We start from the raw sequence: 11623 nt of genomic DNA, 5'->3' as shown, positions 1-11623 counted from the left end.
TTAGAAACTTTCCCATTCATCTTTTGTTTCTTTCTTTGCCTCTACAATTCTTGGCGAAGCAGCAGTTACCCTAGTTCTCTTTACATCTATAGATGTAGCTTGTTCAATTTTTAAGTTCATTTCTTTAGCTTTAACATCAGCTTTTCCTATAAACTCTTTTTCATTCGCACTTGAAACAATAAGTTTTGCAATTTCATCTGTAGTTGTAGCTATCTCCTGTGCTTGAGAAGCAACAACTGCATTCTTTTGTGTTTGCTGATCGAGTTGAGTTACTGCCGTATTTATCTGTTCTATTCCTGATAATTGTTCTTTACTTGACATTTCAATATCTGAAATAAGACTTGTAGTCTCTTGAATATTCTGATTTAATTCTTTATATCCTTCAATCATATTTCCAGCAATATTTTTACCTTCATTTGCTTTGGATGTTGCATTTTCAACTATATCCTTGATTTCTTTAGCAGCTTCGGCACTTCTTGAAGCTAGATTTCGTACTTCCGCAGCAACTACGGCAAACCCTTTTCCTGCTTCTCCTGCTGTTGCAGCTTCAACGGCTGCATTCAAAGAAAGAATATTTGTTTGGAATGCTATTTGATCAATTACACTGATTGCTTCATTTATAGATTTAACTTGTACATTAATTTCATCCATAGCTACACTTGTTTGATTAGCAAGTGCTTCTCCATCTTTAGCAGACTTTGTAACAATATTTGAATTATTTGCCATTTTTGCAATATTTTGAGTATTATTTCTAATAGTTGCAGTTACTTCTTCTACAGCAGCTGATGTTTCTTCTAAACTAGCCGCCGCTTCATTTGAACTTTGATTTAATTTATCTACATTTTCTAAAAGTGAATCAGAACCATTATTAAGTGTTAATCCATTGGTTTTATTTTCTACTAACATGTCATTTACAACGTTGGCTAAACTATTTAAACCAACTGAAACTTCACCTAAATCTCCTGTAATTCTATGAACAAAGTTTAATGTCTGATAAGAAGTTAAGGCTTCTGTTATTTTATTTAAATCACCATCAACTTTTGAGGATACAACTTGAAATAAATCATTGATACCATTTTTAAGCTCCTCAATACCTTCATTTTTAGTTGATTCAATTATTGATTGTTGCATAATACCTGTCTTTGCTAGTTCAATAGCTTTCTTAGAAGATTCAATGACTTTTTTACTATCTGTTATATCCTGAGCAAACTTAACTACTCTAATTACTTTTCCATTTTTATTTTTAACAGGTGAATATGAAGCTTGAATCCATACAGAAGTACCGTCTTTTGCGAATCTCTCAAATTCATTTATTTTAGAGATTCCATTCGATAAATCTTTCCAAAAATTCGTATATTCTGAAGTACTTGTATATGTTTTATCACAAAACATTCGATGATGATTACCAACCGTTTCACTTAAGCTATAACCTAATACATTTAAAAAGTTATCATTTGCATGTATTATAGTACCATCTGGGTTGAATGATATAATGGCATAGTTTTCATCCATTGCACTTAACCTAGCTGATTCTTCTTCTGTTTTTCCAAAATTAAACATATTCATTCTCCTAAATATTTATATATTATACTTTAGAAAGTTAGTATACAATTTAATAACTAAATAATGACTAAATAGCTTAAAAGTAGGTTATACTTTTTAAAAATAAGCTTTTATCTCTTCAGAATTTAAAAGTTTTCCAGTAGATTTAACTTCACTATTTATTACAAGTCCTGGAGTATTCATTACACCATAATCCATAATTTTAACAATATCTTCCACTTTTTCAACTTGAGCAAAAACGCCAGCTTCTGCAACTGCTTTTTTTACATTTTCTTCTAAGGCTTTACATTTTGCACAGCCTGTTCCTAAAATTTCAATTTTCATTTCTTTCTCCTATTATTTTTATAATATCGCATTAAATATATATCCAACAAGTAATATTGCACTTCCTACAATTCCAAAAAATATTGAAATAAGTTTTAGTGAAATTACTCTTTTTAAAATCATGGCTTCTGGAAGGCTAAGAGCGACAACAGCCATCATAAATGATAATGCAGTTCCAAGTAGCATTCCTTTTGAAGTTAAAACTTCAATAAGTGGAATCATTCCTGCAGCGCTTGAATACATTGGAATTCCCATCACAACTCCTAAAAGTGGAGCATACCATGAATCACCACCTGCATAAGTAGCAATCGTTTCAGCTGGAACATATCCATGTATAAAAGCACCAATTGCAATACCGATTATTACATAAGGATATATCTTCTTAAAAATATCAAGTGTAGCTTCCCAAGCTTCTTTTACTCTTGCTTTAAAAGTACTTCCTTCTTCTTGTGAATTACAACATGAAGTAGCAGGTTTAACTTCGATTAATACTTCTTTTTCTAAATTCATACTTCCTATTATTAATCCTGCAACTATTGCAATAAGCAGTGCACAAGAAATATAAAGTAAAGTAATCTTCCATCCAAAAAGAGAAAACAATAATGCAATCACAACAGCATCACTAAGTGGTGCTGAAATAAGATATGAAAAAGTTACTCCTAAAGGAATTCTAGCTTGTAAAAATCCTAAAAACAAAGGTATTGCAGAACATGAACAAAAAGGTGTTAGCATTCCAAAAAATGCAGCAGAAATATGACCTATTAGTTTATGTTTCCCACTTAAATAATCTCTTACTTTTTCTACTGGAAAGAAACTTCTTAAGAAACTTACAATATAAATAATTACAATTAAAAGAAAAAATATTTTTATCGTATCATAAATAAAAAAGTTTATAGCTTCACCTAAATGACCTTCTAAACTCCAAAGTTCATAAGTTAAATAATCAACAAAATCTTTCCACATAAGTATCCTTTTTTATTCCCACTCTAATTGATCGTATAAAGTTTTTGCATTCAAAGGAGCTATAGTTTTATAGTGATCATAATATGAAAATTTTTTATCATCTACGTAATTATAAATATCTTCTACATCTACCTCATCATCGTAAGCTTTTGTTACACTTTGTTTTAAAACTCTTAAGTATTCTAATGTTGGCTTATAAGAAGTTTTATCAAACTCTTTTCCATGTCCACCCATCACATACTTAACATTCATTTTTTCAAGTTTTTCTAAGGCTTTTATCCATTCATTTATATTTGAATATTTTGCATACTTAATCATTCTGCCATTAAATACTGTATTTCCTGTAAAGATAAAGTTTTCACTTGGAACAAAAACAGATATATCTGAAACAGAGTTTGAAGCCTTACTTAATTTTAATACCTCAATATTAAAGTTTTTACCTTTGATAATATATTTATCATTAGTAAAAATATCTGCATCTACAACTTTAGATTTTACATACTCTTCTTTTGTAGTAACTCTTGGAATTCTATTAAATTTATCTGGATTTTCTTTTAACTCTTTTACAATAGTATTATGTGCAATAATAGGAATATTCTTTTCTTTATAAAAAGAAGCTCCTGTATATCTGTCATCATGAAAGTTTGTAACTATTACATAAGATACATCTTTTGCATACTTCTTTTTTATTAACTCATTTAACTCTTTTGCAAAAACATATGTAGGACCTGCTTCAATTACTACTATAGAATCACCTGTATCAACTGTACAAACATTTGATACAAATCCTTTATTTTCTTTTGTTGGAGGATTAAAATCTCCAATATAACAATCTATGTTTGAAGTCACATTTACAACTTTTAATTTATACACATCTGCGTATAAATTAAAAGATAGAAGTAAAAGTATATATATAAAAGATTTCATTTTTTGCCTTTTTATTATTTTAAAGCCTCTACAACTTTTGGAAGTAGAATCTCTTCTATTTCTTTATATGTATCTTCAAATGCTTCAAAACCTTTTCCATCTGGATCTTCAAAACTTACATGAATTACTTTTACTGCTTTTGGAAACATTGGACAAGTTTCATGTGCATTATCACAAACAGTAACAACTAAATCATATTCATTATCAATTACTTTATCAATAGTTTTTGAATGATATTGTTCTTTCCAGATACCTTTTTGTTCTAGTAATTTTTGAGCATTTGGATTAACTCTACCACTTGCTTTTACACCTGATGAATCTGAAGAGAAACCTTCTAGTTTTGAATTAATTAAAGCTTCTGCAATAATACTTCTACACGAGTTTCCTGTACATAAAATTAATACTTTCTTATTTGATTTGTTTTGCATTTTTTATCCTTTTTTATTTTAAATTAATATTTATATTTTAAAGCCACGCTAGTGACAATAATACTACTAGTAAAACTGGTGGTGTAATAATTAGACCAAATTTACTATACTGTGCAAATGAAATATTTACACTTTTTTTTGCTAATACATGTAACCATAAAAGAGTTGCAAGTGAACCAAATGGTGTCATTTTAGGTCCTAAATTACATCCAATAATATTCGCATATGCTAAAGCTTGATTTGGAATATCTTGAAGTGCTATATCCATAATCATGACTGTTGGCATATTATTCATAATTGCAGATAAAAATGCTGCTATAAATCCAGTTCCTACAATTGCAACAGTATCACTACGAGTGCTTAAATCTTGTAAGATTAAAGCTAAATAATCAGTAAGACCTGCATTTTTTAAACCATAGACAACTATATATAGTCCAATACTAAACCATACAACTTGCCAAGGTGCTTCTTTTATAATACGAACAGGCTCAACTGTTTTAAACATAGTTGCAATAATTAAAAATATTACTCCACCACCAAGAGCAAATACTGCAACTGGTAAATCATAAGCATCACCTATAAAATATCCTACTATTAAAAGTGCTAAAAAAGCCCAAGATAGTTTAAATAAAGTATCATTTTTAATTACACTTGATGGCTCTTTTAAAAGTGAAATATCCACAGTTTTAGGAATATCTTTTCGCAGTAACAACCATAAGAAAACAATAGATATAAATACACTTACTATATATGGAATTAACATATTTGAAATATACTCAGAAAAGCCTATATCAAAATAGTTTGCTGTTACAATATTAGTAAGGTTTGAAAATACTAAAGGCAATGATGCACTATCAGAGATAAATCCACCTGCAAGTAAAAAAGCAACAATAGACTTCATATTTAATTTTAATATTCTCATTTTTGCAAGTAAGATAGGAGTTAAAATAAGAGCTGCTCCATCATTTGCAAAAAGTGCAGATACAAATGCTCCAAGTAAAATAGAATAAATAAACATCTTCATTCCACTTCCATTTGAGAACTTTGCCATTTTTAAAGCACACCACTCAAAAAAACCAATCTCATCTAAAACCATAGATAAAATTATAATTCCAATAAAAGATAAAGTTGCATCCCAAACGATATCAGTTACTATTAAAACATCTGAGAAACTTACTACTCCTAAAACTAAAGCAACAATTGCTCCAATAACTGCTGTTGTTCCTATTTGTAAATCTCTTGGTTGCCAAATTACAAAAATAAGTGTAATAATAAAAATTGCACTTGCTAATAACATACTCTTCCTTTTTACTATTTTAATATATCAAGATATATTGATATTTATTTAAAAAAAAAAGAGTTACATTTAAGTAACTCTAATCTTCTTCCATTTCAATTATTTCTGGTTTTAACATATAAAGATATGTTTCAACATCTAACTCATCATATCGCTCAACAGTTACAGGAGTTCTTACAAACTCTTCACCTTCAAACTCATCTAAGTAATCCCAATGATTAATTAAATTTGATGAATAAAACAAATATCCATGAATTGTGTCTCTTGTTTTGTCAAGTCTAATTCCAGGATAACCCATTCCTGCAGACCAGCCTGCATCAACTAATTTACCTTTAACTGTTGCTGGTACAAATTTACCAACAACATTTTCTAAAACATGTCCATTTGGACAGTTTGGCATTAATGTTCCATATACAAAAAGTGTTTCAGTCATTATTTATTACATGCCTTTATTAAATTTGGAAGTTGAATATCCAAAGTATTTATCTCTTTTACGCAAGATTGTCTAAATTCGTCAAGAGGAGATCTAAGACTATAATAAGCCCATCGTCCTTCTCTATCAACTCTTAAAAATCCTGCTTCTTTCAATATTTTTAAATGTCTTGAAAGTCTTGATTGAATCATTTCAAAAGAATTTTCTAAATCACATACACAGCATTTTCCATGAATATTTAAAAACTTTAAAATTCTAATTCTAGTTTCATCATTTAAAGCAGATGTTGTTTTTAAAAAAATATCCATCATATTCCTTTGATTTTTTGAAGTATATCATAATAAAATTAATATATCAATATATCTTGATGTATTAATTCATATTTCACTTCTTATTCATATTTCACTTCTTATTTAAAGAAAGTGATTATTAAAGGCAAAAAAACAGCTGTTAAAATTCCACTAAGTCCCATTGCAAGTGCTGCAAAAGCTGCTGCTTTTTCACTTATCTCAATAGCTCTTGCTGTACCAATTCCATGTGAGACTAAACCAAGTGCAAAACCTTCAGAAGTTTCATGCTTAATTTTTATTAGTCTAAAAATGATTGAGCCAAATACAGCACCAATCATTCCTGTAATTATTACAAAACCAACTGCTAAAGATGGGATTGCTCCTATTTGCTCAGACGTAATAACAGCAATTGGAGCAGTAATTGATTTTGTTGTCATTGAAAGAATTGTAGGAAGTTCTGCTCCTAAAAACCATAATAAACAAACAGCTATAACAATTGAAAAGACTCCTGCAATAAAAAGTGTTGCAACTACTGGAATAAATAAAGCCTTTAGATGTTTCAAGTTTTTATACAAAGGAAGTGCTAAAGCAACAGTAGCTGGTCCTAAAAAGAAATGAATTATTTCTACACTTTTAAAATACTCTTCAAAAGAAGTATTTGTATATATTATCAAAGATAAAATTACAATATAAGAAGTAATAATTGGTTGTAATAAAGTATGTTTATTAAACTTTTCATAAATTATGATTCCTACTTTATACGAAAGCAAAGTAATAACTATCCATGTTAAAGGTGTGTTATTTATATATTCTAATAAGGCATTATAATTCATTTATATTCTTTTCTTTTGTTGTTTTAATTGTTAAATAATCCATAAATTTAGCAGCAAAAACAAGTGCTATTAAAGTTCCCACAATTAAAGCTATTAAAATTGCCCAAAACTCTTTTGCAATAATATCAACTTGCGTTATAATTCCCATAGCAGCTGGTATAAATAAAAGTGGCAAATATCTTAAATGCAGAAAAACAGCTGTATCTAAACTTTCAAAACTACTTTTCCTAATAATTAAAAAAATCAATAATAATACCATTCCAATAACAGGTCCAGGAACTAATAAGTCAAAAAGTTTAGTTATACATTCTCCAAAAAATTGGAAAACTAAAAGTGTAATAATTCCTTTAAGCAAGAGGGTCTTCTCCTACTTCCCAATTAGCTAAAAACTTTTCTACTAAATGAAAATCTTCTCCCGTGTGCTGAGTAAAAGTAATATATTGATTTTTTAAATCAATTTCAAAAAGAGCATGTACAATTTCCATATATCTTAGAGCAATTTCACGTCTTTTTTCAATACTTCTACCTTCTCTAATATCTAAATTCATTAAACAAATATCATCTTTTGGATTAGCACGTCCTATTGTAAGATTGTATTTATCATACTCTCTTATACTAATAGCTATATGATCTTTTCCTGTATCCATAACACTAGAGAAGACATCTCTTATTTGATTCACAAATTTATCTTTTGTTTCATTTGATACTTTTTTATTTATCTCAAATTGTAAATGTGGCATTTTTTATCCTTTATTCACCTTTAAATAATCTATAAATAGAAGAAAAATCCTCTTCACCTTTTCCCATCATTTTCATTTTAGAGAACAGCTCTTTTGGCATTGCTGCTGAGTATAAAGGTTTTTTCATAGAGTATGCTAAATCTTGTAATAAATGTAAATCTTTATTTATTGCATTATTTGAAAAATGTGCTGAAAAATCTTCATCAATTAGTTTTTGTTTTTTAGCATTTAAAACAAGTGAAGTTCCACCTCCAACACCCAAAATATCTAAAGCTTTATCTTTTGGAATCGAACAATCTTCTGCAAGTGATGTACACTCAGCAATAGTTGCCATAAAAGAACCTAAGCAAAGATTATTGATTAGTTTCATTTTTGTTGCACTTCCTTGTTTTTCTAAAAAGAAAATCTCTTTTCCAAACTTTTCTAAGAGTGGTTTTACTTCATCAAAAACTTCTTTTTTTCCGGAAGATACTAGTGTTAAAACACCAGCAAGTGCAGGAGCAACACTACCAAATACTGGATTTTCTAAATATTTTGCTTCTGCTTTTTCACAAAGAGCATGAAAATTTAAAACATCTTCATAGTGATGAGTACTTAAATCAATAATTATTTTACCTTTAAGCTCATTACATAAAAGACCATCTTGCATATTAAAAACATTATTGACAGCTGGTGAATCGAAAAGACAAATGAAAATTACATCACAAGATTTCAACAAATCTTTTGGTGTATCTACAACATTAAACCCTTTATCTAAGGCTTTTTCTTTTGTTCTATTATATGCGATTATTTCTTCATCCATTTGCTTTAATCTCGTAGCAATTGCTGTTCCTAAATTTCCAAGTCCTATAAATCCTATTGACATAATCTCTCCAAAATATTTTTTGTATGATTATAATCTAGCATTAGGAATTTGTCAATTATTAGAGTTGTTGAATATTGGTATTTTCTAAAGAAAGTTAAATTTGAAGTTTTTAAAGGTAAAGAAGAAATTCTTCTTTACTTTTATTTTTTATATTTATTTTTTAAAGTCAGCTATAATTTTTGCTTTTAATTTATCAATTGTAAATCCGAACTCATCAAATAAATCATTCGCAGGTCCACTTGCTCCAAATGTATCCATTCCGTAAACTTTATCTGCGAATCTATAATATTCTAAACCTCTTGCTGCTTCTACTGCAAATACTTGAGTATTACAATCAATTACTTGGTCAATATAAGATTGTTCTTGCTCTAAGAATAAATCAAAACAAGGAACAGAAACAACATTTGCTATTATTCCTTCTTTTTCTAAGGCACAAGATGTTTGTAATGCTAACATTAACTCAGATCCAGAAGCCATAATAGTAATATTTGCATTTTCTCTTTTTTTAAGTAAGTAAGCTCCATTTGAAACTTCACCAAATTCTTTTTTATCTTTTAAAACTGTAAGACCTTGACGTGAGCAAACAAATGCAGTTGGTGCAGTCATTGTTAAAGCTTTTTTCCAAGACTCAACATTTTCAGTAGCATCTGCTGGTCTGAATGTATAAAAGTTTGGTAAGGCTCTAAATTGAGATAATTGCTCAATTGGTTGGTGTGTTGGTCCATCTTCACCTACACCAATAGAATCATGAGTCCATACGAAGTGTTGAGGAATAGATGCAAGTGCTGCAATTCTAGCTGCTGGTTTTAAGTAATCAGAGAATACAAAGAATGTTGCAGAATAAACTTTGTATAAACCATAAAGGTTCATAGCATTTGCAATTGCTGCCATTGCATGTTCTTTAATACCAAAGTGAATGTTTCTTCCATTTGGGAAATCACCCTCACCTTTTAACTCAGTTTTATTAGATGGTCCTAAATCTGCAGATCCACCTAAGAATCCTGGAACTGCTGCTGCAATTGCATTTAAGATTTTATGATTTGAATCTCTTGTCGCTACTTTAGTATCAGCTTCAAATGTTGGGTATTCAACTGCATCATAATTAGGGTTTTGTAATTCTTCAATTTTTGCTTTAGTTTCAGCACTTAAAGAATCATTCCACTCATTTTCAGCAATAGAACCTGTAATTAATTTATCAAAAGCACCTTTAACATCAGCAGGAACAATGAATTTTTCATCTGGGTTAAATCCAGCTTTTTTCTTTGAAGCTGCAATATCTTCTTCACCTAAAGGAGCACCATGAGCATGATGTGAACCTTCCATAGAAACAGAACCTTTTCCAATTGCAGTTTTTGCAATAATCATAACAGGTTTAGTAGCAGCCTTTGCTTGAACAAATGCTTTTTCAATTTGGTCAAAATTATGTCCATCAATTTCAATTACTTCAAAATCAATACCTTGGAATCTTTTCTTAACATTCTCACTCCATGCTAATGAAGTATCACCTTCAATTGTAATTGAATTTGAATCATAAATAATTACTAAGTTGTCTAACTTTAAGTGACCTGCTGTTGCAGTTGCTTCGTAAGAGATACCTTCTTGTAAATCTCCATCACCACATAAACAATAAACTTTATGATTAATAACATCACTTCCTAAAGTATTTTGTGCATATTTTGCAGCTGATGCAAAACCTACTGCATTTGCAATACCTTGTCCTAAAGGACCAGTTGTAATTTCAATACCATGTGTATGTCCATACTCTGGATGACCTGGAGTTTTAGAATGTGTTTGTCTGAAGTTTTTTAAGTCACTTGATGCAACATTAAATCCCCAAAGATGTAATAATGAATAAACTAAACCAGTAGCGTGACCACCAGAAAACACTAATCTATCTCTATTTAACCATTTTTCATTTGCTGGGTTAACGTTTAAGTGCTTACTTAAAACTGTTGCAATATCTGCAAGTCCCATTGGAGCACCTGGGTGTCCAGAGTTTGCTGCTTGAACCATATCTGCTGCTAAAAATCTTATTGTATCTGCTTGTTTTTGTAATAATTGCTTTGACATAATTATCCTATTTATTTGATGAGTTTTCTATATTTTTGAGATTATATCTAAAATTGATTAAATACAATATGAAGTGTATTTTTCTTAAGATTTAGGGATAATAACTGTAAAAATTGCACCTTCTTTATTGTTTGATACTTCTAATTTACCATTCATATTATTTTCAATAATTAATTTAGACATAAAAAGTCCAATTCCTGAACCATTAATTTTTTCATATGTAAAAAAAGGATCAAAAACTTTTTCTATTGGAGTGATTTTTATTCCACCTGCATTATCTTCTATTTTTGTGATAATGTCATTTTTATTTTCTGTTATTGTTATTTTTATTTTTGGGTTTTGGATTTTTCTTTGTACTAAAATATCTCTTGCATTATTTATTATATTTATTAGTACTTGAGAGTATTCATTCTTATATCCTAACATAACTGTATTTTTTTGGATAATAATATCAAGTTTTATGTCATGAACTTTTAAACTACTACTTATAATGTTCACAGTTGAATTAATTTGTTCTAAAATTTCAAAATGAATTTTTTCTTTTTCTTTTAAAAAGAAGTTTTTAAAATCATCAATTGTATTTGACATATATTTTGTAATATCATTTAATTTTTCAATTGAATCTAAAACTTCTTTTTTATCTAAAGGAATGTCCATATTTATTTTAGCTTCAATAGGAAGGAAAATCGAAGATATTTCCATTAAAGGTTGACGCCATTGATGAGAAATATTACCTAACATTTCACCAAGAGATGCAAGCTTTGCCTGCTGAAACATTAGTTTGTCTTTTTCTCTATTCTTTGATACTTCTTCTTTTACTCTTTGCTCTAATTCTTTATTATGCTCTTCTAGTTCTAGGAAGTCTTCTATTTTTGTTTGTCTCATTATTT

14 protein-coding genes are annotated in these 11623 nt (G+C 29.1%); all 14 read right to left on the bottom strand.

Annotation, left to right across the window (positions count from 1 at the left end; translation table 11 throughout):
• Positions 1-1560, bottom strand: a complete 1560-nt coding sequence (locus D3Z07_RS11105) for a methyl-accepting chemotaxis protein (protein WP_076088750.1) — start codon at positions 1558-1560, stop codon at positions 1-3.
• Positions 1561-1659: 99 nt separating this feature from the next.
• The gene (locus D3Z07_RS11100; protein WP_076088752.1) at positions 1660-1887 is read right to left on the bottom strand and encodes a thioredoxin family protein; all 228 of its coding nucleotides are present in this window, start codon (positions 1885-1887) and stop codon (positions 1660-1662) included.
• Positions 1888-1905: 18 nt separating this feature from the next.
• On the bottom strand, positions 1906-2850 hold the full coding sequence (locus D3Z07_RS11095) for a permease (protein WP_122893906.1): 945 nt from the start codon (positions 2848-2850) through the stop codon (positions 1906-1908).
• Between the two features lie 12 nt (positions 2851-2862).
• Entirely contained in the window at positions 2863-3777 is a 915-nt protein-coding gene (locus tag D3Z07_RS11090; RefSeq protein ID WP_122893905.1) for an MBL fold metallo-hydrolase, read from the bottom strand.
• 14 nt (positions 3778-3791) lie between these two features.
• A complete protein-coding gene (locus D3Z07_RS11085; protein ID WP_122893904.1) occupies positions 3792-4205 on the bottom strand; it encodes an arsenate reductase ArsC in 414 nt (137 codons plus the stop codon).
• 37 nt (positions 4206-4242) lie between these two features.
• Positions 4243-5502 (bottom strand): arsenic transporter, encoded by a 1260-nt coding sequence (locus D3Z07_RS11080; RefSeq protein ID WP_122893903.1) that lies wholly within the window; start codon positions 5500-5502, stop codon positions 4243-4245.
• 79 nt (positions 5503-5581) lie between these two features.
• Positions 5582-5935 (bottom strand): gamma-glutamylcyclotransferase family protein, encoded by a 354-nt coding sequence (locus tag D3Z07_RS11075; RefSeq protein WP_076088762.1) that lies wholly within the window; start codon positions 5933-5935, stop codon positions 5582-5584.
• Positions 5935-6243, bottom strand: coding sequence for an ArsR/SmtB family transcription factor (locus D3Z07_RS11070; RefSeq protein WP_076088764.1), 309 nt, complete (start codon positions 6241-6243; stop codon positions 5935-5937). The genes D3Z07_RS11075 and D3Z07_RS11070 overlap by 1 nt, the downstream gene beginning before the upstream one ends.
• A gap of 101 nt (positions 6244-6344) precedes the next feature.
• On the bottom strand, positions 6345-7058 hold the full coding sequence (locus D3Z07_RS11065; RefSeq protein ID WP_076088766.1) for an LrgB family protein: 714 nt from the start codon (positions 7056-7058) through the stop codon (positions 6345-6347).
• Entirely contained in the window at positions 7048-7413 is a 366-nt protein-coding gene (locus tag D3Z07_RS11060; RefSeq protein ID WP_076088768.1) for a CidA/LrgA family protein, read from the bottom strand. Before D3Z07_RS11060 ends, D3Z07_RS11065 begins: the two co-directional genes overlap by 11 nt.
• Entirely contained in the window at positions 7406-7798 is a 393-nt protein-coding gene (locus tag D3Z07_RS11055) for a tautomerase family protein (RefSeq protein ID WP_076088770.1), read from the bottom strand. The genes D3Z07_RS11060 and D3Z07_RS11055 overlap by 8 nt, the downstream gene beginning before the upstream one ends.
• Positions 7799-7808: 10 nt before the next feature.
• Complete coding sequence (locus D3Z07_RS11050; protein ID WP_076088772.1) at positions 7809-8663, bottom strand: NAD(P)-dependent oxidoreductase; 855 nt, start codon at positions 8661-8663, stop codon at positions 7809-7811.
• 153 nt (positions 8664-8816) lie between these two features.
• Positions 8817-10733: a transketolase gene (gene tkt / locus D3Z07_RS11045; RefSeq protein WP_076088774.1), complete on the bottom strand. Its 1917-nt coding sequence runs from the start codon at positions 10731-10733 to the stop codon at positions 8817-8819.
• Between the two features lie 84 nt (positions 10734-10817).
• A complete protein-coding gene (locus tag D3Z07_RS11040; protein WP_122893902.1) occupies positions 10818-11618 on the bottom strand; it encodes a sensor histidine kinase in 801 nt (266 codons plus the stop codon).
• Positions 11619-11623 lie beyond the last annotated feature (5 nt).

Source organism: Arcobacter peruensis, from assembly GCF_003711085.1.
GTDB classification, from domain to species: domain Bacteria; phylum Campylobacterota; class Campylobacteria; order Campylobacterales; family Arcobacteraceae; genus Poseidonibacter; species Poseidonibacter parvus.
Note: the sequence above shows the minus strand (reverse complement) of the source record. Positions and strands in the feature narration are given on the sequence as shown.

Excerpts from the sequence above, each read along its gene's own strand:
- D3Z07_RS11105 (WP_076088750.1), bottom strand. The coding sequence starts at position 1,560 with ATGTTTAATTTTGGAAAAACAGAAGAAGAATCAGCTAGGTTAAGTGCA.
- D3Z07_RS11100 (WP_076088752.1), bottom strand. The coding sequence starts at position 1,887 with ATGAAAATTGAAATTTTAGGAACAGGCTGTGCAAAATGTAAAGCCTTA.
- D3Z07_RS11095 (WP_122893906.1), bottom strand. The coding sequence starts at position 2,850 with ATGTGGAAAGATTTTGTTGATTATTTAACTTATGAACTTTGGAGTTTA.
- D3Z07_RS11090 (WP_122893905.1), bottom strand. The coding sequence starts at position 3,777 with ATGAAATCTTTTATATATATACTTTTACTTCTATCTTTTAATTTATAC.
- D3Z07_RS11085 (WP_122893904.1), bottom strand. The coding sequence starts at position 4,205 with ATGCAAAACAAATCAAATAAGAAAGTATTAATTTTATGTACAGGAAAC.
- D3Z07_RS11080 (WP_122893903.1), bottom strand. The coding sequence starts at position 5,502 with ATGTTATTAGCAAGTGCAATTTTTATTATTACACTTATTTTTGTAATT.
- D3Z07_RS11075 (WP_076088762.1), bottom strand. The coding sequence starts at position 5,935 with ATGACTGAAACACTTTTTGTATATGGAACATTAATGCCAAACTGTCCA.
- D3Z07_RS11070 (WP_076088764.1), bottom strand. The coding sequence starts at position 6,243 with ATGGATATTTTTTTAAAAACAACATCTGCTTTAAATGATGAAACTAGA.
- D3Z07_RS11065 (WP_076088766.1), bottom strand. The coding sequence starts at position 7,058 with ATGAATTATAATGCCTTATTAGAATATATAAATAACACACCTTTAACA.
- D3Z07_RS11055 (WP_076088770.1), bottom strand. The coding sequence starts at position 7,798 with ATGCCACATTTACAATTTGAGATAAATAAAAAAGTATCAAATGAAACA.
- D3Z07_RS11050 (WP_076088772.1), bottom strand. The coding sequence starts at position 8,663 with ATGTCAATAGGATTTATAGGACTTGGAAATTTAGGAACAGCAATTGCT.
- tkt (WP_076088774.1), bottom strand. The coding sequence starts at position 10,733 with ATGTCAAAGCAATTATTACAAAAACAAGCAGATACAATAAGATTTTTA.
- D3Z07_RS11040 (WP_122893902.1), bottom strand. The coding sequence starts at position 11,618 with ATGAGACAAACAAAAATAGAAGACTTCCTAGAACTAGAAGAGCATAAT.